The organism is Arthrobacter sp. 10T44, assembly GCF_056393885.1.
Window position 1 is genome coordinate 583,184 of record NZ_JBFTGT010000001.1, and the last position, 22,293, is coordinate 605,476.

Sequence of the window (22,293 nt, forward strand, 5' to 3'; positions counted from 1 at the left end):
GGTCCGTGTCAACCTGCCCCCGCAAGGCCGGGAAACCCGTTCACGGCCACGAACCAGCCCATGTACAGCAACACGGCGGACAGCGGAAGCACTGCCAGCCCAAGCACGATCGAGTAGTCCTTGGCGCGGAGCAACGCTGCAAGGTTGACCACCAGCGTGCCGGCCACCACGAGGCCCTGGAAAACGCTGTTCGCGACCACCGCCCGGGGCGACTCGAACATGCCGCCGGCACCCACCAGTAACGTCACGAGGTACCAGGACGGCAGGACCCAGACCGGGAAAGCAGCCATCGCGAGGTCCAGGACCAGAGCCACATTGCCGATGCGGGTGCGTGGCAGCCAGGCAATCTTGCGGCCGCGCGCCTTGGAAGGCGACGTCACGGGGCCGCCCCGCCCGGGGTCGAAGTGAGCCAGCCAAGGAAATACATCAGCGCAGCCGACAGCAGCACGGTAAAGGCCGCGACCAGGAGGGAGCGTTCCTTCGCCCGGAGCAGGGCAGTCCAGAGCGCCGCGACGGAACCCACCAGCATGGCTACCACCACGTCGTCGGCGGCTCCCGCCCTGAACACGGCCTGCCCCAGGACCAGGAGCACCCAGACGGGCGAGAGCACCGTGAGGTAGGCCAGCGTCAGAGCCACCTTGCCGGCCCGGGTGGTGGGGAACCAGACGACGCGACGGACCAGGGTTTCGGATACCGGCCCGGAAGACGACTCAGTCATGTCTGCGCCTCGCCTCCGCCATCCGGGAATCTGGTCTCAAGCTACACCCGGGGTGCGTCCCGGGGACAGGACCGACCGGCCCTAGCCGCGGCCCCGGCCCGGGACATAGAACAGCGCCCCGGCAGGCCGGGGCGCTGTTCTATGATTCCGTTCCGCAATTCCGTTCTGCAGCGGGAGCCCGCAGCCGGGAGCCCGGAGCCGCCGCTCAGAGCTGGTAGTCGGCTGCCGTGGTGATGTTCTCGTGCACGCAGAGAATGTTGTGCTCGGAGTCCATGAACCAGGCGCACTTCTCGGAATCCGTTGTGCAAATGTGGTTCTCGGTCTTGAGATCAGGGAGGTTGTAGTCCTGGAACGTGACGCCCCTGGCTTCCATTTCCCTCACGGTGCGTTCGATCTCGCTGACTTCGAAACTCAGGGTGGTGTGCTCCGAATGCTTTCCATCCTTGACTGGCATCAGTTGCAGCATCGGGCCGCCTTCTGAACCAAATAGTTCACTTCCGTCGTCTGCCACGCCACGGTGCGGGAGCCCCAGGGTGTCCGCATAGAAATGCCGGGCACGCGCTACATCATCGACTGGCAGGACTGTTGTGGCTTTGTTGAGTGCTAGGGACATTTCGCCACCTCCTACGAGCACGATTTTACGCCGGGGCAAGGTGGAAAGACCCGCCCCTCCGCGGTTGCTCTATCACCTGTGGGTTGCCATTCGAACGTCGCGGCAGCCATAAGTGATAGAGCAACGGGCGGGGCGAGGGGTTACTTCTCGACGAGGGTCAGGACGTCGTAGGTGGCGACGATTTCATCGTTCTGGTTGGTCAGGACGGCGTCCCAGGCCACCTCGCCGTACTCGTCGGTCTCGCGCGGGGTGATCTTCTTGGCCGTCAGGGTGACGCGGATGGAGTCACCGGCCGCGACGGGCGTGATGAAGCGCAGGTTCTCCAGGCCGTAGTTGGCCAGGACCGGACCCGGCGCGGGCTCCACGAACAAGCCGGCACCCCAGGCCAGGAGCAGGTAGCCGTGCGCCACGATGCCCGGGAAGAACGGGTTGGCTGCCGCCGCTTCTTGGTTCGTGTGGGCGTAGAAGGTGTCGCCGGTGGAGTTCGCGAACTTGGTGATCTCCTCCAGCGAGACCTCGCGCAAATCGGAGCGGATGGCGTCGCCGATGTGCAGCGTGCTCAGGTGCTTCCGGAACGGGTGCTGGCCCTCGGTCTCGAGGGTGTAGTTGCGGTCCGCACCGGTGTGCCAGACGCCCGTGACGGCCGTGAGCATGTTGGGCGAGCCCTGGATGGCGGTGCGCTGCATGTGGTGCATGACCGAGCGGATGCCGCCCAGTTCCTCGCCGCCGCCGGCACGGCCCGGGCCTCCGTGGACCAGGTGCGGGACCGGGGAGCCGTGGCCGGTGGAGCTGCGGGCGTCCTCCCGGTTGAGCATGAGGACGCGGCCGTGGTGGGCCGCAATGCCGGTGACGAGTTCGCGGGCCACCGCCGGATCGTTGGTGCAGACCGAGGCGACCAGCGAGCCGCCACCGCGGGCGGCGAGGCGGACGGCGTCGGCGAGGTCCGTGTAGCCGATCACGGAGGAGACCGGGCCGAAGGCCTCGAGCGAGTGGACCTCCTCGGCTTCGGGGTCGGCCCAGCTCAGCAGCACCGGGGACATGAAGGCTCCGCCGTCGACGACGCCGACGCTCCCGTCCGCGCTGGTGACCTTCGGCGAGTCGAGGGTGCCATAGGCGAGCTCGCCCCCGGCGTCGAGCATCGACTGGACGGCGGCCCGCACGTCGGCGAGCTGCTCACGGGAGGCGAGGGCGCCCATCGTGACGCCCTCGGCGCGCGGGTCTCCCAGCACGACGCGTTCGGTGATCCGCTCCCCCACGGCGGCGACGACGTCGGACACCAGGTCCTGCGGCACGATCGCGCGGCGGATCGAGGTGCATTTCTGGCCGGCCTTGGCGGTCATCTCGGTGACGAGGGACTTGATGAAAGCGTCGAATTCCGGGGTCCCCTTGACCGCGTCCGGGCCCAGGATGGCGGCGTTGAGGGAGTCGGTTTCGGAGGTGAAGCGGACGCCACCCATGACCACGTTGGGGTGGGACTTGAGCGTGTTGGCGGTGGAGGCCGAACCGGTGAAGGCGACAAGGTCGCGGTAGTCGAGGTGGTCCAACAGGGTGCGGACCGAGCCGGAGACCAGCTGCAGCGAGCCCTTGGGCAGGATGCCGGATTCATCGATCGCCTTCACCACGGCCGCGGCGACGTAGCCGGTGGGGGTGGCTGGCTTGACGATGGTGGGGACGCCGGCGATGAAGGCGGGGGCGAGCTTCTCGAGCATGCCCCAGACCGGGAAGTTGAAGGCGTTGATCTGCACGGCGACACCGGGGATCCGGGTGTAGATGTGTTCGCCGGCGAAGGAACCGTCCTTGGACAGCACCTCCATGGGCCCGTCCACCACCACCTGGGCGTTGGGCAGCTCGCGCCGGCCCTTGGAGCCGAAGGTGAAGAGCACGCCGATGCCGCCGTCGATATCGATCATCGAGTCGATCTTGGTGGCGCCGGTCTGCGCGGAGAGCGCGTAGAACTCGTCGCGGCGGCCGTTGAGGTACTGCGCCAGTTCCTTGAGCTTGAGGGCGCGCTGGTGGAAGGTCAGCTTCCCCAGTTCTGCCTGGCCGGTGGTGCGGCCATAGTCGACCACGGCGGCGAGGTCGAGGCCCTCGGTGCTCACCTTTGCCAGGAGTTCGCCGGTGCTGGCGTCCAGGACGGAGGCGGCTCCGGCGGCAGAGGCTGCGTCGGGGGTCCACCACGAGTTGCGGATGAAGCTGGGGACGATCTCGACGGTCCCCACTGAGGGTTCCGGAGCTGTTGCAGTGGTGGTCATCGTTGACGGGTCCTTCCAACGCGGGGCAAGATCAACACGGCCGGCGCATTACTGACCGTCCGTTCGGTAATATGTCTACAGTACATGAAGGAGCCCTGCGGCACACTAGTAGCGGCGGGCCCGACCGGCCCATGACAGGCCAGAGCCCCAGAGGAGACGCAATGACGCCCGACCCCCGCAACATTCAAAGTGGTACCGAGCTGTGGAAAATCACCCTCGGTGAACTTGACGAGAAGATGGGGGTCAAGATCGTTGAGCAGTCCGTGGAGCGCGTCGTGGCAACCATGCCGGTGGAAGGCAACCGCCAGTCCTTCGGCCTGCTGCACGGCGGCGCCTCACTGGCCGTCGGCGAGGCCGTGGGTTCGTGGGCCTCGGTGATCCACGCCAGCACCCTGGGCAAGACCGCCGTGGGCGTGGACGTTTCCGCCACGCACCACAAGTCCGCCCGCGAGGGGCTGGTCACGATAACCGCCACCCCGATCCACCTCGGCAGCACGGTGACCACCCACGAGGTGCTGATCACCAACGAGGCCGGGGAGCGGCTCTGCACGCTGCGGATCACCAACCTGCTGCTGGACCGCAAGGGCTGAGCGGGCCGGGGCAAAAGGTCCGACCGTCTGCATCCAAAGAGGGGCGCCGGCCGGTAGTAACGGTGTAAGCAAATCACCGCCCGGATCCGGGCAACTCAATGAGGAGTTTGAAATGCGTAAAACCGTTTATGCCGCCGGTGCCGTGTCGATGGCGGCCGCCCTCGCGTTTGCCGCCCCGGCCCAGGCCGGCGGGAAGCACGACGGCGGCAGGCACCACGGCGACGATGCCGTCCTGTCCGTTTTGCACGGAGTCCCCGGCCTGACCGTGGACGTATGGGTGAATGGCAAGCTCACCTTGGACGACTTCAAGCCCGGCAAGCTCGCGGGCCCGCTGAAGCTCGAGGGCGGCAATTACAAGATTGCTGTCACGGCCGCCAACGCCAAGAGCGCCGACGACGCGGTGATCGGCCCGGTCGAGGTCAAGCTCAGGGAGGGCCGGAACTACACCGCCGTGGCCCACCTGGATGAGGACGGCGATCCCACCGCCACCCTGTTCAAGAACGACACCTCGCCCAGCCCTCGGGGTGAGGGGAAGCTGACGGTCAGGCACGTGGCCGCGGCGCCCGCCGTCGACGTCCTTGCCGGCAAGACTGCCGTGATCGAGGACCTGACAAACCCGGACCAGGAAGTGCTGACGCTGAAGGCCGGGAAGGTGTCCGCCTCGGTCGCGGCCGCCGGGACCACCAAGCCCCTGATTGGCCCGGCGGACATTCCGGTCGCCGCGGGCAAGAACACGATTGTCTACGCCTGGGGCAGCCTCAAGAAGGGCAACCTCGGCGTAGCGGTCCAGGTAGTCGACTCGGACAAGTGGCGGGATCACGGCCGGCACGGCCGCTAAGCGGCCGGTCCTGCCTGCCCGCTGGAAATTCCCGGCCTAGCCGGGGGTGCTGCTTTCCCTGACGACGAGGCGGGCCGGGAATATCAGCGGGTCCCGGCCCGTCCCCGGATCTTCGATGTCCGCAAGAAGCAGGCGGCCCGCCTGGGCGGCCATTTCTACCGTGGGCTGGTTGATCGTGGTCAGGGGCAGCTCGCCCGGCGCGGCCAGGTGGTCATCGAAGCCGACGACGGCGACATCCCCGGGCACCGTGCGCCCGGCGGCCAGCAGGGCCGTTATGGCACCGCGGGCCATGAGGTCGGACGCAGCGAAAATGCCGTCCACACTGCTGTCCTCGGCCAGCAGCCGTTCGGCCGCTTCGGTGCCGCCGGCAGGGGTGAAATCCCCCTGCGCGACCGGCCCCGGCGGCAGCCCGGCCTCCCTGAGGCCCGCTTGCCATCCCTCCAGCCGGTCCGCGGCTGCCGTCATATCGAGCGGTCCGGTGATGGTTGCCAGCCGGGTGCGCCCGGCCGCCGCAAGGTGAAGCGCGGCCAGGCGGCCGCCTTCGAAGCTGTCCACGTCAACGTAGTGGATCCCCAGCCCGGTATCCCACGGCCTTCCAATGAAGACTGTGGGCAGCCCCGCGGCGGCAAGCTCCTCGGTCCAGCCGTCGGCTTTATGGTGCGAGACGACAATGGCACCGTCCACGTGGCCTCCACGCAGGTACCGAAGCGTCCGGGAGGGATCGCCGCCGGCCCGGGACATCAGCAGGACCAGCTGCATTTCGGTCTCACGCAACGCCTCCGTCACCCCGGTGATGACGGCCGCGAAGAACGGGTCCATCATGACCCGGGCATCGGGTTCGTTGATCACCAGGGCGATCGAGGAAGTCCGGCGGGTGACCAGGCTGCGCGCGGCCCGGTTCGGGGTGTAGCCCAGCGAGATGACCGCAGCGTCCACCGCGGCCTGAGCTTCCGGGCTGACCCGGGAGCCGCCGTTGATGGCCCGGGAGGCGGTGGAGCGTGACACTCCCGCCGCCGTCGCGAGGTCTTCAAGGGTGGGGCTAAGTCTCGCCGGTCCGGCCCGGAGACCCGCGTGCTTCTGTTCGCTCATCACTTTGAGAATACGACATGCCCGGTCTCCGCAGGGACGGGCCCTACCGTGCCGGCAGGGCGTTCGCCGCCGCCACCCCCGAGTACCAGAGTCCGCTGGCCTTCGGGATCCGCTGCTGGGTTTCATAGTCCACCCGGACCAGACCGAAACGTTGGTGATAGCCGTACGCCCACTCGAAGTTGTCCAGCAGCGACCAGGCGAGGTAGCCGCGGACGTCGGCGCCGGCGTCGATCGCGGAGCGCACTGCGCGCAGGTGCGCGTCGAAAAAGGCCAACCGCTCCTGGTCATCGACGAAGCCGTCGGTGTCGGGAGCGTCCGGGTACGCGGCGCCGTTTTCCGTCATGTAGATCGGGATGCCGGCCGGGCCGGTGTACTCAAGCTGCAGCCGGGTCAGCAACCGGTACAGCCCCTCGGGTTGCACCTCCCAGCCCATCCCCGTCACCGGCAGCCCGCGCGGCACGGAGTGCACGTCCTCCGCGGAAACGAACGGCGTTGCCTCACGCCTGTCGGCCGACGCCGGGGCGGCCTGCGCCGTGGTGGTCACGGTGTCCGGTTGGACCCGTTCTTCGGCTGCCGCCGCCTTGGTCAGCGCCTCGCCCTGGTAATAGTTGACCCCCAGCAAATCCACGGGCGCCGAGATGACAGCCAAATCACCGTCCTGCACCACGGTGTCGAAGCCGAATCCGGCGACGTCGTCCAGCACGTCCGCGGGGTACTGGCCACGGAAGATCGGGTCGAGGAAGATCCGGTTGTGCAGCCCGTCGATCCGGCGGGCCGCATCCCGGTCCTCCGCGGAGCCGGGGTCGGCAGGATCGGCGACAGTGAGGTTCAGGGTGATGCCAAGGCTCGCTGCCGGATCACGCCGGCGCAGTTCCCTGACGGCGAGCCCGTGCCCGAGCAGGAGATGGTGGGCAGCGGCGAGGGCTGCCCGCGGTTCCTGCCGTCCCGGGGCGTGGACGCCTGCGGCGTAGCCGAGGAACGCCGAACACCACGGCTCGTTGAGCGTGGTCCAGATGCGGACCCGGTCGCCGAGGGCCTCGTGCATCACGGCCGCGTAGTCCGCAAACAGCCGGGCGGTCTCGCGGTTGGCCCAGCCTCCCTCATCCTCCAGGGCCTGCGGCAGGTCCCAGTGGTAAAGCGTCAGCCAGGGTGTGATGCCTGCGGCGAGGAGTTCGTCCACCAAGCGGGAGTAGAACGCGATCCCCTCGGGGTTCGGCGTCCTGCCGTCGGGCATGCAACGTGCCCACGACGTCGAGAAACGGTACGCCTTTAGGTGCAGCGACGTCATCAACTCCACGTCCTGGCCCGAGCGGTGGTAGTGGTCGCACGCCACGTCACCGTTGTGGCCGTCTGCCACGGCGCCCGGAACCCGGGCGAAGGTGTCCCAGATCGAGTCCTTCCGCCCTCCGGTGTGGGCGGCTCCTTCGATCTGGTAGGCGGCCGTGGCCGCGCCCCAGAGGAATCCGTCGGGGAAAGTTAGCTCGGTGGTGCTCATCCTTTGACTGCTCCTTGCATAATTCCTGAAACGAGTTGGCGACCGGCGGCGATGAAGAGCAGCAGCAACGGGACGGTGGCCAGCACGGCACCTGCCAGCACCACCGAATAGTCCACAAAGTGTGCGGCCTGCAGCAGCTGCAGCGCCACCGGGAGGGTCGGGTTGGAAGGGTCCAGCACAATGAACGGCCAGAAGAAGTTGGTCCAGGTCGCGACGAAGGTGAAAAGCGCCAGCATCGCCGCGGCCGGTCGCGCCGCGGGGAAGCCGACATACCAAAAGGCCTGGATCATGGAGGCCCCGTCCACCCGGACGGCCTCAATGAGTTCGTCCGGGAGGGCGTCCCGTAGATACTGGGTCATCCAGAACACCCCGAAGGCCGTCACCACGCCGGGGAGGATCACCGCCCAGAGGGAACCGGTCCAACCCAGCTTGGCCATCACAATGAACAGCGGAACCACGCCCAGCTGGGTGGGCACCGCCATTGTGGCGATCACGAAGACCAGAAGCCCCCTGCTGCCCCGGAAGCGCAACTTCGCGAACGCGAAGCCCGCCAGGGTGGAGAAAACCACCACCGAGGCGGCCGTGACCGTGGACACCAGGACGCTGTTGCCCATGGCCTTCCAGAACGGGATGCTGTCGAAGACTTTCGCGGCGTTGGCCACGAAGTTCCCGCCCGGCAGGACCGGGACACCGCGACTGAGCACCGTGCTGTCATGGCTGCCCACCAGGAACGACCAATACAGCGGGAACAGCGACGCCAGCAGGACCGTGCCGAGGACACTGTAGGTCAGCGCCCCGGGACGGCGCTGACCGCCTGCGCCGCCCCGGTTGCGCGGCCGGCCGGTTATGCGGTTCGGCCGCTTGGCCGCCGCCTTGGCCGCACCTTTGCCGGCGGTTTGCCGGATCATGGGGATGGAGCTCATTTGCGGCCTCCCTGGCTGGCGATACGCCGTGTGAGTAGATAGTTCAGGAGGGCAATCAGCACAATCATCAGGAACAGCAGCCACGCGACCGCAGATGCCCTGCCGAAATTGCGCTGTCCCCAGCCCAGTTCCCAGATGTACATGGTCAGCGTCTGCCACTGCCGGTCGGCGCCGCCGAGCCCGGATTGGTCGAACACCCGCGGCTCGTCGAAAATCTGCAGCCCGCCGATCGTGGACGTGATGGCCACGAAAATCACGGTGGGCCGGAGCATCGGAACCGTCACGGACAGGAACTGCCTGACCCGGCCGGCGCCGTCGATGGTGGCGGCTTCGAAGACATCGCGGGGGATGGCCTGCATGGCGGCAAGGAAGATCAGTGCGTTGTAGCCGATCCAGCGGAAATTCACCATCGTGGCGATGGCAATGTGGCTGGCGAGTTGCTCGGAGTGCCAGCGGACCGGGTCAAGGCCGACGAGTGCCAACAGCTCATTCACGAGGCCAAACTGGTCGGCGAACAGGTTGTTGAAGATCAGCCCGACCGCCACCGGGGCGACGACAAAGGGCACCAGGACGCCCATCCGCCAGAACGTTCTGGCCCGGAGGTTGGCGTCCAGCGCGGCCGCAATCAGCAGCGCCAGCACCACCTGCGGCACGGACGAAAGCAGGAAGATGCTCAGCGTGTTTCCTACCGCGTTCCAGAAGTACGGCTGCGCGAGGACGAAGCCGAAGTTCTCCGTCCCGACGAACTTGCCCTGCCCGCCGATCAGGTTCCAGTTGTGCAGGGACACCCAGGCTGTGTAGAGCAGCGGAAAGAGTCCCGTGAGGGCAAACAGCAGGAAGAACGGCGAGATGTAGAGGTAGGGCGAAAGTTTGACGTCCCACCGAGACATCCGTTGCGAGAACGCGAGCCGCCGGACGCTCCTCTTGCCGGGTATCTCCTCGTCAGCCAGTTGGCTCTGGGGCCTGACCCGGTCCGTTACCGACATGACCTACAGGGACTTCACAGCGGTGAGGAACTTCGCCCAGGAGGACTCGGCGTCGTCCTTCTTGTCCACGTCCACGCGGGTGAGGGCCTGCTGCATGGCGTCGTTGATGGCAAAGAACTTCGGGCCCTTGAACGGGGTGGCGCCCACGGCCTTGGCCCGCTCGGCGAAGATCTTTCCGGTGGGGGCGTTGTTGAAGAACTTGTTGGTCTGCCCCAGCAGTGCCTCGCTGTCGAGCGCCTTGACCTGGCTCGGGAAGTTGCCCTTGGCGGTGAAGGCCTTGATCTGCTGCTCCGGGGCGGTCAGCCAGGCGGCGAGCTTCTTGGCTTCGGCCTGGTGCTTGCCCTGCGCCGGCACGGTCAGGTACGAACCTCCCCAGTTTCCGCCGCCGCCGGGGAAGACGTTGGCGACGTCCCAGCCCTTGACGCCGGTGGCGTTGCCCTCGATCACACCGAGCATCCAGCCCGGGCAGAGGGTGGTGGCGAACTTCTGGGACTGGAAACCGGCCACCCAGTCGTTGCTCCACTGGCCCAGGTGCGCGGAGAGGTTGTCCTTCGTCGAGGCGTTGAGGACCTTGGTGTAGACGTCCTTGACGGCGGGGTTCTCGGCGGCAATGACAGTGCCGTCCTCGTTTTCGTAGGCCTTTTCCAGCTGGTTGCTCATGCCCTGGTAGATGGCTCCGGCGGAATCGAACCAGGCCGCGCCGGTCTTCGCGGCGACAAACTTCTTGCCGGCGTCGAAGTAGCTGTCCCAGGTGGTGCCGAGCATCTTGGCGACGGATTCGCGGTCCGTCGGCAGTCCTGCCGCCTTGAGCAGTGCCGAGTTGTAGCAGACAGCCTCGGGACCGGAGTCTGTGCCGTAGCCGATCAGGCGGCCGTCCTGCGTGGTCGCCGCCTCGGTCTTCCAGTCCAGCCAGCGGCCTTCGACGGCGGGATCCTTCAGGTCCACGAACTGGTCCGGATACTGCTTGAGTTCGGAGAGCCAGTCAACCTCGATAGCTTCGACGTCCGAGAGGCCCGATCCCGCCGCCAGGCGGGTGGTCAGGTTGTCGCGCGCTTCGTTGGTGGTGGCGGCTTTCTTGTGCTGGATCTTGACGTTGGGGTTGAGTGATTCGTACTCCTTGAGCAAGCTCTCGTAGCCGAACTCGTTGAACGTGGCGAGGGTGAGGGTTACAGGCTCCTTCCCCGTCTCGCCGGTGGGTGCCGCGGCTTTGGGGGCGTCTGCTCCGCAGGCGCTCAGGGCAAGGGTGAGGCAGGCAGCCGACGCCGACAGGGCGGCGAGCTTGCGGGAAAATTTCACGCGGGGACTCCTTTGTCAGGGTATGGCACGAAGAGTGCGGGGCGATGCGCCCAGAGCTGGGAGCGCTCCCGTGACTCGCATGGGAGCGCTCCCACGAGCATGGTGTCGCACATCACAATGAATTGTCAAGGTGGCGCCCTTGGCGGAATCGGGGCCCTTGCCGGGCCTTGAGGCCGGTGTTAGGCTTCCCGGCGGGAGCGCTCCCACACCGTGCCCTTCCCGGCAGCGGGGCGCCTGATTCCCTTTTGCTCCACTCCACAGCCCGTGCAAAACCGCACCCCAACGAGAGCAGGACAAGCAATGCCGCTAGCCCACCTCCGCCGCCACCGCGCGGCCCAATCCACGTCGTTCCGGGCGCCAACGCACCACCAGAGACGGCTGCTGGCCGGCGCGGTAGCGGTGATGCTTGGCGTGCTGGGCGCCGCAGCCGCCCCCGCCGCCAACGCCGCTCCGCCCCCGGCGATGAACCCGGCAGTGAACCAGGCGAAGACCACGCCTGCGCCGGCCCCCGACTTCGGCCCCAACGTGCGGATCTTCGATCCCGGCATGCCGGTGGCCGCCATCCAGGCCGAGGTGGACGCCATAGCGGCCAAACAGGTCGACGACGAGATGGGCACCAACCGTTATTCCCTGCTGTTCAAGCCCGGCACCTATGGCAGCCCGGAAACGCCGCTGATCATCCAGGTGGGCTATTCGACCGAAGTGGCCGGCCTGGGCGCCTCACCCACGGACGTCACCATCAACGGCCATGTGGACACGTACAACCGGTGCCTGACCGCGGACAACTGCATCGCCCTGAACAACTTCTGGCGCTCCGTCTCCAACCTCACCATCAATGTCACCGGTCTGGAGGGCTGCCGCAGCTCGGCGAACTTCTGGGCGGCTTCGCAGGCATCGCCCATGCGGCGGGTCAACATCACCGGCGGCAACCTCTCCCTGATGGACTACTGCACCGCCGGCCCGCAGTACGCCAGCGGCGGCTTCATTTCCGATTCAAAAGCCGGCACGGTCATCAACGGTTCGCAGCAGCAATACCTGGTCCGCGACAGCAGCATTGGCAGCTGGTCCAACGGCGTCTGGAACCAGGTCTTCTCCGGGGTGAACGGGGCTCCGGCCCAGTCCTTCCCGAACCCGCCGTACACCACCCTGGCCAGCACCCCGGTCAGCCGCGAGAAGCCGTACCTGGTGCTGGATTCCGGCGGGGGGTACAACGTTTTTGTTCCCTCGGTGCGCAAGGATTCCGCAGGAACCACGTGGGAAAACGGCCCGACGGCGGGCCGCAGCATCCCGCTGTCCGACTTCTTCGTGGCCAGGCCTACCGATTCCGTCCAGACCATCAACTCCCAACTGGCCCGCGGCAAGAACCTGCTGCTGACCCCGGGTGTCTACGACATTGATCGAAGCATCGAAGTCAAGCGTGCCAACACCGTCGTCCTCGGACTCGGCATGGCCACCCTCACCGCCGTCGACGGTTCCGTGCCGCTGACGGTCGCGGATGTCCCCGGCGTCGAAATTGCCGCCGTCACCGTGGACGCCGGCGAGAAGAATTCACCGGCACTGCTTCGCGTTGGCACCCAGCGTGCCGCAAAAGGCAACGCCCGCGCCCACAACGGCTGGAGCGATCCCGCCAACCCCACCACCCTCCACGATGTCTTCTTCCGGATCGGCGGGCCCCACGTCGGCAAGGCCTCGCTGAGCCTGGAGGTCAACAGTGACGACGTGCTCCTGGACCACATCTGGGCCTGGCGCGCCGACCACGGAAACGGCGTGGGCTGGACTACGAACACCGCAGACAACGGCGTCATCATCAACGGCGACAACGTCACCGCCACCGGCCTGTTCGTCGAGCACTACCAGCAGTACAACGTGATCTGGAACGGCGAACGCGGGAAGACCATTTTCTTCCAGAACGAGCTGCCTTACGACGCGCCCAACCAGGCCGCCTGGCAGCACGACGGCGTACTGGGCTGGGCTGGTTACAAGGTCGCCGACTCGGTTCGGACGCACGAACTCTGGGGCGGCGGCAGCTACGTCTACAACAACGTCGACCCCACCATCCACGCCACCCGCGGATTCGAAGTGCCGGTAACGCCCGGCGTGAAGCTGCATGGCCTGCTGACGGTCAACCTCGGCGCCGGGACCCTGGACCACGTCGTCAATGACACCGGCGCAGCCGTCTCGACAGACGCCGTGGGGGTGCCCAGCTACGTCGCCGATTTCGGTTAGGACGCCTGCGGGCGGGAGCCTTCCGGCCCCGCCCGCCGGCACCGGCGCAGCTAACGCACCGTCCGGCGTCGCCCTAGTGCGATGCAGGCCCCGCCGAGCAGCAGGGCCGCCGCCGCCAAAGCTGCGGCAGGAAGCACGCCGTTGGCTCCGGTGCTGGCGAGCATCGCGGGGCTGCCCGGCTGCTGCGGAGTTGAGACACGGGCGCCCGCTGCCGCCGTCGGAGGAATGTTCCCTGCCATGGCTGCGGACGCCGGCGGGCTGATCGTGAACCTGGCCCTAAGCGGTGACGAGGCGATCCCGTCGACGGACTGGGTTACGGACAGTGTGTGCAGCCCCACGGCCAGGCCGGCGGGGAACCGTACACTCCAGCGGCCGCCAGCCACGAGGACATGCGGGACCAGCGAAGGGAACACCGACTTCGTCCCCACGCCAGATCCGCCCTTCTGCACGGCACCGATCGGCTGTCCGTCAATCAGCACGGTGACCGCTGCGCCGTCGACACCCGTCCCGGAAATCGCATCGGGCAGCAAGTCCTGGCGGAACGAGACCCCGTTCCACTGTCCGGCGACAGCGGGCGCCGGCGGCGGCACCGTGAACACCAGCGTGGCTGGCGGGCTGTCCACGTGGCCGGGCGCCGTCTGGACCGCCGAGACCGAGAGCTTGCCGTACACCCGCTGGCTTCCCACCGAAACACTCCACCGGCCCTGCGGCGAAACCTTCGCGGAACCGGTCAGCTGGCCCGAAAGGACCACGGTGTTGCCCGGGGTGCCCGTTCCTTCGACGCGATCCAGCGCCGCGAGGCTGGATCCGGAGGCGGGGGCACTGATCTCCGGCGCGAGCAACCCGGAGACCTTGAGGCTGAACGCTGCGGCCCCTGACCGGCTGTGGCCGTTGACGGTCTCAGCCGTGAATTGGAACGTTCCTTCCGACGCTGGCGCGTTGAAGGACCAGCTTCCCGCCGCGTCCACCGGGATTTCGACGGCGTCCTGGTCCGGGCGAAGCAGGCGGACCGTGGAGTTCGCGGCGACGCCCGAGGCGGGGGCGGCAGGCACGCGCCCCCGAATGAGGCTGCCCGGCAACACCGTGCCGGTGTCCGGTGTCCCCGCAAGTTCGGGCTTGTTCAAGAACAGCTGGAGCTGGACGGGGCCAGGAATGGAGCCCAGCGCATCGTCGAGCGTTGTCGCGACCGCAAAGTTCTGCGCCGCGCCCCGGGGTTCCCCGGCGGAGTGTGTGCCGACGGCAAAGTTTCCGCTGATCCAGGGCCCCCCGGAGTCTCCACCGCTGGATTGGACGTCATAGGACAAGAAGCCCTTGAAGGCCCTCAAATCTCCTGCCGCGGTGGTGCGTCCTCCCACAACGTAGACGCCGGTTTCCGCTACCTCGCCGCAGGACCATCCGGTGGTGCGGCCGGACCGGCAGACAGCCTGGCCCTGGTACGGCGCTGCGGTGCCAATGATCTTGACGGAGGTTTGTCCCGGGTTGGCCGGGGTCTTCCACGTAGTGGCGGAGGGCTGCACCTTGAGCCCGGGCCGCAAATCCTTGATCACGGCAATGTCGGTGCCGATGTTGCCCGGACTCGACTCTGCACCGGTGATCGGCGAGTTATCGGGTCCGCCGAACTGGCTGAACCCGAACGATCCCAGGGGTTCGAGAACGGCCGGCAGCGAGGTGGTCGCTCCGCCGGCCGGCGCCGCGGTGGGCGGCTCGACGTCGGCCTTTGCCGCCGTTCCATCTTCGGCGCAGTGCCCGGCAGTCAGCACCAGCGGCAGGCCGGCGGGATCAAAAGCCCCGAAGCCGGCAGAGCAGATCGTCATCTTGTCGATCACGTAACCCTGCCCGCCGAAGTAGTCGTCTTCGGTCTTGATCGGAGCGCCCTTTTCCAGTTTCACGTTGGCGTAGCGGGACACGAAAGCTGCGGCCGAGATCTTTCCGGGGGCGGGCGCCGGCGCCGGGTCGAGGCTGCCGGGCGCCAGGGCCGCCGAGGTCCACGCCTCGGCTGTGTTGGTGCCGCCGGTGCGGACGATGAAGTGGCCGTCGGCGTAAGCCACAGCCTGCAGCCCGGCAGGACCGACCTCACGGACATACGCCTGGAAGAGCTGCTCGGCACTGCCGGCGACGAGTTCCGGCTTCACGGCTGCGGCCGGCGTGGCGCCTGGTCCCGTGGGAGCGGCCAGCGCGGAGGTCTTCAGCGCGGGCGCCTCGAGCGCGAATTCCGCCGGGCCGGCCTGGTTCAGTTCGTCGATTCGGGCTTGGAGCTCCACGCCGGAGCCTTCGACCACGATTTTTCCGTCCCGCAGGACAATCCCGACATAGCCAGGCAGGCCGCGCAGGGAGGGTGCAGCCTCGGCGGCCCGCTTGGCCTGCGCTCCGGCGGCGTTGAACTCCGCCAGGGTCATGCCCAGGTCCCGTCGGATCGCCTCGGCGAGCCCGGCGTCGCTGATGCCCGGTTCTGGCGAGGACGCAGCGGGTTCAACCGGCGCCGTCGGCGCGAGGGCCGCCTCCGAAGTGGGGCTGGGCGAAGGGGAAGGGGACGCCGTAGCGGGATTAGGGGACCCGGCCTCTGCCAAGGCGGGGACAGCCACAGACGACCCCGCGAGCGCCACGGCGACAGCCGCCGCTGCCCGGATTACCAGCGCGTACGTGGGAGTCTTCACCCGGTTACTCTAGTGCCCCAATTTGCCCCGGATGGCAGTCAACTCAGGAACCGTTACCCCATTGTGGCCCAAAAATTCGGCAGTTTTCAGCTGCCGCACAAAGCGCAGGAGGCTTTCCTGGCGCGCCTCGATCAGCGGCGCGAGGATCTCCTCGGGCAGGTACCGCTCATGCGGATGCGGGGTTGCGGACAGCCGGTGGTGCTCGTTGATGCCCCGCATGGCGCGTGCGTAGGACAGGGCGATGGCGTCCTCCCCGGCTCCGGCGAGGTCCTGGAGCATGGCGGCGATCATGCCGCTGCGGTCCCGGCCGGCCGAACAGTGGATCACGACTCCGCCGGGGGCTGCCGCGACGGCTCTGAACACTGCGGCGAGCTTGCCGGGGAAGATCCTGGCGTTGTCCGGATAGGACGCCGGGTTGTTCAGGTAAGGAACGCAGAGCGCGCGGAATTCAGCGTTGCCGGGATCCTCGGTGGGGGCGTGCACGACGTCGAACGCCGCCAGGGTCGCCTCGCCCACCCGTGGATCGGTGTCGCGGCGGCGGATCTCATCCGGGTTGCGGAGGTCGATCACGGTCCGGATGCCGCCGTCGTATGCCTGCTGCCAGCCGGTCTCGGTGAGCCATTCGCGGCGGCCCATCCGGTACACGCTGCCCGCAACGTGCCAGGCGTTGACGGCCCCGTCCCAAGTGACAGACCCGTCGCTGTTGACGGCCCCGTCCCAGTTCATGGGCTTCACGGCGCCGCCCTCCGGCCGGCTAGCCACGGGACTCGTCCCGCCGCTTCCCCAGCCGGAACTCCAGGCCGCTGCGTACCATCGGCCATTCATGTTCGAGGATGGAAAACACCACGGTGTCGCGCAGCACGCCGTCGGCCGTGCGGCTGTGGCTGCGCAGCACGCCGTCCTGTTTGGCGCCCAGCCGGGCAATCGCCTCGCGGGACTGGTGGTTGAGCCAGTGCGTGCGGAATTCGACGGCGGGGCAGCCGAGCGTCTCGAAGGCATGACGGAGCAGCAACAGCTTGGAGTCCGGGTTGCTGCCGCTGCCCTGCGCGGAGGCGGCGTTCCAGGTGGAACCGATCTCCACCCGGGGTGTGGCGGCGTCGATGTTCATGTAGGTGGTCATGCCGATCACTTTCCCGGGGCCGCCGGTGGCCGGGTCAAGCAGCCGGGTGGTGAACGGCAGCATCGAGCCTGCCTGCTGCAGGGCCAGCCGTCGATCGATCTCGGCCGCCATGGCCTCCGGGGCGGGGACGGACGTGTACCAGAGTTTCCAGAGCTCGCCGTCCCGGACTGCCTCCACCAGGCCGTCGTGGTGGGCATGGCTCAGCGGTTCCAGCACCACGTGCTGGCCGGTGAGGGTGATGGGTTCAATGCGCGGCGGGGCGGTAGTCACCGCACCATCCTAGGCATGCCGGCCCCTCGCTGGCGCCCGGACGGATCCCCCAATGAGCATCCGTCCGGGACCGGCTCAGGCGGTCCAGTCGAAGAAGCCCTGGCCGGTCTTGCGTCCGAGTTCGCCGCGGGCCACCTTGTCCCGGAGGATCTGCGGTGGCGCAAAGCGCTCGCCCAGGGTGGAGGCCAGATACTCGGCGATGCCGAGCCGGACGTCGAGGCCGACGATGTCGGTGGTGCGCAGCGGACCGGTCGGGTGTTTGTAGCCCAGGACCATGGCGTTGTCGATGTCCTCGGCCGAGGCGACGCCTTCCTCCACCATGCGCATCGCCTCGAGGGCGATTGCGACGCCCAGCCGCGAGGAGGCGAAGCCCGGGGCGTCATTGACGACGACGGCGGTCTTGCCGAGCGCTTCGACCCAGCCGCGGGCGGCCTGGGCGAGGGCCTCGCTTGTCTGCTCGCCGAGGACGACCTCGATCAGGGTGGACGCGGGAACCGGGTTGAAAAAGTGCAGGCCCAGGAAGTTCTGCGGGCGCTTCAGCTCGCGGGCCAGGCCGTTGACGGAGAGCGAGGAGGTGTTGGAGGCGAGGTACGCGTCCGTGGCGAGCCGCTCCTCGATCCCGCGCAGCGAGGCCACCTTCAGGTCCCAGTCCTCGGGTACGGCCTCGATGACCAACTGCCGGTCCTTGAAGTCGTCGTAGTCCACGGTCACGGAGAGGCGGGAGACCATCTCGTCGAGGTTGCCGTCGGTGGCGCCGCGCTCGATACTCTTGGCCGCCGCGGACTCCACGCGCTCGCGGGCCGCCTCGGCAGACTCCTCGTCACGCTCGACGACGAGCACGTTGGCGCCGTTGATCAGGAAGGCATGGGCGATGCCCGCGCCCATCCGGCCGCCGCCGAGCACCCCAACAAAGTCGGGAAGGCCAGTGGCAGGCAGGTTGGCGGGGAGTACCGAGTTGCTCATATCTACTTCTTCCGGTCTGGATTGGGGCCTGGCGTGGCGGCTGGCTTGTTGCTCACTTCGCGGCTGACTCTTGGGCTGATTTCTTGGCTGATTTCTTGTCCGATTTCTTGTCCAGGAAAGCCTGCATACGGTCGAACTTCGCCTGCGATTCGAAGAGGATGCCCTGCGCCAGCTGGTCGATCAGCGGGTGCGCCTCAGCCGGGGCATGGAACACGGACTTGGTGATCCGCACCGCGAGCGGGTCCTGCTGCGCGATCCGGTCCGCCAGCGCGTGGGCGGCGTCCATCAGCTCCGCGGGTTCGTGCACCTCGGTGATGAGCCCGACCGCGAGCGCCCGGTCGGCGCGGAGTACTGCGCCGGCCAGGAGGATGTCCTTGGCCACCGGCTCCCCCACCAGCTCCTTGAGGCGCCAGCTGGCCCCGGCGGCGGCGAGGATGCCGAGGCCCGTCTCGGGGTTGCCGATCCGGATCCCGGGGGTGCCGATCCGGAAGTCGGCGGCGTAGGCCAATTCGGCGCCGCCGCCCAGGCAGAAGCCGTCGAGGGCCGCGATGACCGGCATCGGCAGCTTGGCGATCCGGACGAAGATGGTGGAGTTGATGCCCTGCAGGGCGTCGTCGCGGCGGCGTTCCCGCAGCTGCGCGATGTCGGCGCCGGAGGCGAATACGCCTTCCGTGCCGGCAAGGATCAGCACCTTGGGGGTCTGCTCGAGGTACGCGCAGACGCTGTGGAGCTCATCGACCATCTGCTGGTCGATCGCGTTGCGGACCTCCGGGCGGTTGAGCAGGACCACCAGCCGGTCCTCGCGCTCCTCGACCAGGAGCGTGCCGAAGCCTGCGGTGTCCAGGCTGCCGGGCCGGGCCGCCATTAGACGCGCTCCAGCAGCATGGCTGTGCCCTGGCCGACGCCGATGCACATGGTGGCGAGGCCGATTTTGGCGTCTTCGCGCTCCATCCGGCCCAGCAGGGTGATGGCAATCCGGGACCCGGACGAGCCGAGCGGATGTCCCAGGGAGATCGCGCCGCCGTCGCGGTTCACAATCTCCGGGTCGAGGCCGAGCCGGCGCATGCTGGCCAGCGACTGGGTGGCGAAGGCCTCGTTGAGTTCGACGGCGCCGAGGTCACCGACGTCGAGCCCGCTTCGGGCGAGGACCTTCCGGGTGGCCGGGACCGGGCCGATGCCCATGATCTCTGGCTCGCAGCCGGCCGAGGCGCCGTCGATGATGCGGGCCCGCGGGGTGAGCCCGAGCTTCTGGATCGCGGCCTCGGAGGCGACGATGATCGCGGAGGCGCCGTCGTTGAGCGTGGAGGAGTTGCCGGCGGTGACCACGGAGCCGCCCGCGACGACGGGGCGCAGCCCGGACAACACGTCCATGGTGGTGCCGGCGCGGGGGCCTTCATCGGTGTCCACGACCGTCTCGCCCTTGCGCGTCTTGACGGTCACGGGAACGATTTCGTCCGCGAAGCGGCCGGCGGCAATCGCGGCGAGCGAACGCTCGTGTGAGCGGACGGCGAACGCGTCGGCGTCCTCGCGGGAAATGCCGTCCACGCGGGCGACTTCCTCGGCCGTCTCCGGCATGGAGTAGGTCATCTTGCCGTCGCGGGAGAGCTCGCCCTTCTGGAACAGCGGGTTGGCGAAGCGCCAGCCGATCGAGGTATCGAAAATTTGGCCCGGCTTGGCGAAGGCGGTCTGCGGCTTTTCCTGCACCCAGGGGGCGCGGCTCATGGATTCGACGCCGCCTGCAATGACGATATCTGCGGCGCCGGCCTTGATCATCTGGCTGGCCATGATGATGGCGCTCAGGCCGGAGGCGCAGAGCCGGTTAACGGTAATGCCGGGGATGTGGAGCGGTAGTCCGGCCAGGATGGTGGCCATCCGGGCGACGTTGCGGTTCTCCTCGCCGGCTCCGTTGGCGTTGCCGAGGATGACCTCGTCGATGGCGTCCGGGTCGATCCCGGCACGGGCGACAGCTTCACGGACCACCAGCGCCGCCAGGTCATCGGGCCGGACCGCGGAAAGGGCGCCGCCGTACCGTCCCACGGGAGTGCGGGCACCGCCAACAAGAAAAGCCTCGACCATGAGAACATCCTTCACCAAGGGAGCAGGGCCGGCAGCAGAGTAAATTACCGACCGTTCGTTCTATAAAGATTACACAACGGGTCAAGGCGGTCAACCGGACGGCCCCGGATGACGTGGCGTCGACTCAGGCCACGGTGATGCCCAGGTGGCCGGCCAGCAGCGGGGCCAGCAGGCTGAGCTGGTGCTCGTCGACCACGATGCCGGCGAGGCTGCCGAGGCCGCTGAGGGACCGGAACTCCGTGCCGCGCAGGTCGAAGTCCTTCAGTCGCGCTCCACTGAAGTCCAGGCTGCCGATGGTGCAGTTCTTCAGCGCCACCCGGGTCGCCGTGCAGGAGCCAAGGTCCAGTTCGTTGATGATGCAATCGTTGATCTGCACGTCCACCAGCTTGGAGCCGCGGAGGTTGACGTAGTCCAGCTTGCCGCCGTCGATCCGCACCGACTGCCAGCCGCTTTCATACAGTTCCGCCGACCCCCAGCGGGGGTTGCGGAGTTCGACGTCGCGCAGGCTTGAGCGCGCCGCCGTGAAGACCGGGGCGTAGATCTCGGCCAGGACGCAGTCGCGGAAACTCGCGCCGCGCAGCTGGGTTTCATTAAAGGAGGCGCCGGAGAACTCGCACTCGGCGAAATCCGTGCCGCTGAGCTCCAGCCCGTCCGCGGCCGCGCGGGTGTACCGGACGCCGTCGTAGCGCTCCCCGCGGCGGAAATCGGGGGCAGGATCCTCCGCGAGGTCCGCCAGCTGGACCGGCGTGAGGCGCGGGGCGGTGACTTTGGCTGCGCCGGAGGGCTTGGCCATCACTGTAACTCCGCCTTGGCCGCGGTCTTGGCTGGGACAGGGGGGGTTGTGGGCTCCATGGTTTCGAGCCTAGCCGGGCGGATCGACAACCCTGGCACGGAACGGATCGAATGATCTCGCAAAAGGGCTTGAATTAGTAAGCATGCTTCGTGTTATGGTGAAACTGCGTTGAATTTCAACCGGAAACGAAAGGTGGAGTACACCATGGGTATCGGAGACAAGATTCAGAACGAGGCGGAGCACCTCGGCGGCAAGGCCAAGGAAGCTACCGGAAACGCCACGGACAACGACCGCCTGAAGGCCGAAGGCCAGAAGGACCAGGTCGTCGCCGACGCGAAGAAGGTCGGCGAAAACGTCAAGGACGCCGTCAAGCGCGACTAGTCCTAAAAATCGACGGCGTCGGACATTCCTTTGGGGGATGTCCGGCGCCGTTTTTTGTGCCCGGATGCAAGACTGTCCGAACACGACTCCCGCACGACCCGACCTAGGAGTGCCCATGGCCAGGAATGCCGCCAACCGGGGCGAAGACCCGGACCCGGCCCTGCATAACGTCGACCTCAGCGGGGCCAGCCTCGCCGCCGGCGGCTCCCCCCGGCTCCGCGGCTACCTGGCGGAACCGGAAGGGGACGGTCCCTTCCCGGCCGTGCTGATGATCCATGAGGCGTTCGGCCTGGATGGCATCACGGTCCGGCACGCAGAGCGGATGGCGGCCGCCGGCTATCTCACCCTGGCTGTGGACCTGTTCAGCGACGGCGGCGCGCGCCGCTGCCTCGTCTCGACCATGCGTTCCCTGGCTGCCGGGCAGGGGCGCGCGTTCACGGACCTGGCGACGGCGCGGCAGTGGCTGTTGGACTCCGGCCGCACGACCGGAAAAATCGGCGTCATCGGGTTCTGCATGGGCGGCGGCTTCGCCCTGCTGCTGGCCAATGACGGCTTCGACGCCGCGGCGGTGAACTACGGCAGGCTGCCCAAGGACCCGGAAACGGCGCTGGCGGGCGCCTGCCCGATCGTGGCCAACTTCGGCGCGAAGGACCGTTCCCTTTCCGGGGCGGCGGCACGGCTGACCTCCGTGCTTGAGTCCCTCGGCGTTGAACACGACATCAAGGAATTCGCGACCGCCGGCCACTCGTTCCTGAACGATGAGGAAACGGGACCCAGGCCGCTGCGTCCGTTGTTCCGCGTCCTCGGCGTCGGGCCCGATCCGCAGGCCGCACCCACGGCCTGGCGCAGGATCGAAGACCATTTCGCCCGGCACCTGAAGGACTAGGCGCCAGATCCCGCATCGGCTGCTCCAACGGTGCCTTTTGCAGCCCCGGAACGGCCGTTACGGAGCAGTCGATGGAACAAACGACGGCGGCGGCCACCTTGTTCGGGTGGCCGCCGCCGTCGTT

At 67.7% G+C, this 22,293-nt stretch carries 21 protein-coding genes; 5 read left to right on the forward strand and 16 right to left on the reverse strand.

The features are described from left to right. Window positions 1–8 precede the first annotated feature (8 nt). The 4 genes from AC1DBL_RS02700 to paaZ form a co-directional block, all read right to left on the reverse strand. Window positions 9–380, reverse strand: a complete 372-nt coding sequence (locus AC1DBL_RS02700) for a hypothetical protein (RefSeq protein ID WP_476925413.1) — start codon at window positions 378–380, stop codon at window positions 9–11. Then, the gene (locus tag AC1DBL_RS02705) at window positions 377–718 is read right to left on the reverse strand and encodes a hypothetical protein (RefSeq protein WP_476892025.1); all 342 of its coding nucleotides are present in this window, start codon (window positions 716–718) and stop codon (window positions 377–379) included. The genes AC1DBL_RS02700 and AC1DBL_RS02705 overlap by 4 nt, the downstream gene beginning before the upstream one ends. 205 nt (window positions 719–923) lie before the next feature. Further along, window positions 924–1,331 (reverse strand): VOC family protein, encoded by a 408-nt coding sequence (locus AC1DBL_RS02710; protein ID WP_476892024.1) that lies wholly within the window; start codon window positions 1,329–1,331, stop codon window positions 924–926. A 140-nt stretch (window positions 1,332–1,471) separates the two neighbouring features. Beyond that, window positions 1,472–3,583, reverse strand: a complete 2,112-nt coding sequence (paaZ, locus tag AC1DBL_RS02715) for a phenylacetic acid degradation bifunctional protein PaaZ (protein WP_476925414.1) — start codon at window positions 3,581–3,583, stop codon at window positions 1,472–1,474. Between the two features lie 161 nt (window positions 3,584–3,744). Here paaZ and AC1DBL_RS02720 point away from each other — a divergent pair, with 161 nt between their 5' ends. Continuing rightward, a complete protein-coding gene (locus AC1DBL_RS02720) occupies window positions 3,745–4,173 on the forward strand; it encodes a PaaI family thioesterase (protein WP_441416864.1) in 429 nt (142 codons plus the stop codon). A gap of 112 nt (window positions 4,174–4,285) precedes the next feature. Beyond that, window positions 4,286–5,011 carry a DUF4397 domain-containing protein gene (locus tag AC1DBL_RS02725; protein ID WP_441416863.1) on the forward strand — a complete coding sequence of 242 codons (726 nt, stop codon included), beginning with the start codon at window positions 4,286–4,288 and terminating at the stop codon, window positions 5,009–5,011. Between the two features lie 36 nt (window positions 5,012–5,047). On the opposite strand, the gene AC1DBL_RS02730 is transcribed toward AC1DBL_RS02725, so the two are convergent. From AC1DBL_RS02730 to AC1DBL_RS02750, 5 genes are read right to left on the reverse strand one after another with little or no spacing between them, the layout of a single operon-like run. Continuing rightward, window positions 5,048–6,100: a LacI family DNA-binding transcriptional regulator gene (locus AC1DBL_RS02730; RefSeq protein WP_441416862.1), complete on the reverse strand. Its 1,053-nt coding sequence runs from the start codon at window positions 6,098–6,100 to the stop codon at window positions 5,048–5,050. A gap of 43 nt (window positions 6,101–6,143) precedes the next feature. Then, window positions 6,144–7,595, reverse strand: coding sequence for a glycoside hydrolase family 1 protein (locus AC1DBL_RS02735; RefSeq protein ID WP_441416861.1), 1,452 nt, complete (start codon window positions 7,593–7,595; stop codon window positions 6,144–6,146). After that, entirely contained in the window at window positions 7,592–8,518 is a 927-nt protein-coding gene (locus tag AC1DBL_RS02740) for a carbohydrate ABC transporter permease (RefSeq protein ID WP_441416860.1), read from the reverse strand. Before AC1DBL_RS02740 ends, AC1DBL_RS02735 begins: the two co-directional genes overlap by 4 nt. Continuing rightward, a complete protein-coding gene (locus AC1DBL_RS02745; protein WP_441416859.1) occupies window positions 8,515–9,504 on the reverse strand; it encodes a carbohydrate ABC transporter permease in 990 nt (329 codons plus the stop codon). Before AC1DBL_RS02745 ends, AC1DBL_RS02740 begins: the two co-directional genes overlap by 4 nt. Window positions 9,505–9,507: 3 nt before the next feature. Continuing rightward, window positions 9,508–10,800: an ABC transporter substrate-binding protein gene (locus AC1DBL_RS02750; protein WP_441416858.1), complete on the reverse strand. Its 1,293-nt coding sequence runs from the start codon at window positions 10,798–10,800 to the stop codon at window positions 9,508–9,510. A 402-nt stretch (window positions 10,801–11,202) separates the two neighbouring features. Between AC1DBL_RS02750 and AC1DBL_RS02755 the strand changes: the two genes are divergently transcribed. Further along, on the forward strand, window positions 11,203–13,026 hold the full coding sequence (locus AC1DBL_RS02755; RefSeq protein ID WP_441417831.1) for an adenylyl cyclase: 1,824 nt from the start codon (window positions 11,203–11,205) through the stop codon (window positions 13,024–13,026). Window positions 13,027–13,076: 50 nt separating this feature from the next. On the opposite strand, the gene AC1DBL_RS02760 is transcribed toward AC1DBL_RS02755, so the two are convergent. The 7 genes from AC1DBL_RS02760 to AC1DBL_RS02790 form a co-directional block, all read right to left on the reverse strand. Further along, window positions 13,077–15,680, reverse strand: coding sequence for a S1 family peptidase (locus AC1DBL_RS02760; protein WP_441416857.1), 2,604 nt, complete (start codon window positions 15,678–15,680; stop codon window positions 13,077–13,079). A 9-nt stretch (window positions 15,681–15,689) separates the two neighbouring features. Next, entirely contained in the window at window positions 15,690–16,406 is a 717-nt protein-coding gene (locus AC1DBL_RS02765) for a tyrosine-protein phosphatase (protein WP_441417830.1), read from the reverse strand. Window positions 16,407–16,434: 28 nt separating this feature from the next. After that, entirely contained in the window at window positions 16,435–17,070 is a 636-nt protein-coding gene (locus tag AC1DBL_RS02770; protein WP_441416856.1) for a GNAT family N-acetyltransferase, read from the reverse strand. Window positions 17,071–17,145: 75 nt separating this feature from the next. Continuing rightward, entirely contained in the window at window positions 17,146–18,033 is an 888-nt protein-coding gene (locus AC1DBL_RS02775) for a 3-hydroxyacyl-CoA dehydrogenase family protein (RefSeq protein ID WP_441416855.1), read from the reverse strand. A 52-nt stretch (window positions 18,034–18,085) separates the two neighbouring features. Then, window positions 18,086–18,898: an enoyl-CoA hydratase/isomerase family protein gene (locus AC1DBL_RS02780; RefSeq protein WP_476925415.1), complete on the reverse strand. Its 813-nt coding sequence runs from the start codon at window positions 18,896–18,898 to the stop codon at window positions 18,086–18,088. Further along, a complete protein-coding gene (locus AC1DBL_RS02785; RefSeq protein WP_476925416.1) occupies window positions 18,898–20,109 on the reverse strand; it encodes a thiolase family protein in 1,212 nt (403 codons plus the stop codon). The genes AC1DBL_RS02780 and AC1DBL_RS02785 overlap by 1 nt, the downstream gene beginning before the upstream one ends. Window positions 20,110–20,233: 124 nt before the next feature. Continuing rightward, entirely contained in the window at window positions 20,234–20,902 is a 669-nt protein-coding gene (locus AC1DBL_RS02790; protein WP_476925548.1) for a pentapeptide repeat-containing protein, read from the reverse strand. A gap of 204 nt (window positions 20,903–21,106) precedes the next feature. On the opposite strand from AC1DBL_RS02790, the gene AC1DBL_RS02795 reads away from it, so the two are divergent. Continuing rightward, the gene (locus AC1DBL_RS02795) at window positions 21,107–21,283 is read left to right on the forward strand and encodes a CsbD family protein (RefSeq protein ID WP_138768393.1); all 177 of its coding nucleotides are present in this window, start codon (window positions 21,107–21,109) and stop codon (window positions 21,281–21,283) included. A 115-nt stretch (window positions 21,284–21,398) separates the two neighbouring features. Further along, the gene (locus AC1DBL_RS02800; protein WP_476925417.1) at window positions 21,399–22,169 is read left to right on the forward strand and encodes a dienelactone hydrolase family protein; all 771 of its coding nucleotides are present in this window, start codon (window positions 21,399–21,401) and stop codon (window positions 22,167–22,169) included. Window positions 22,170–22,293: the final 124 nt, after the last annotated feature.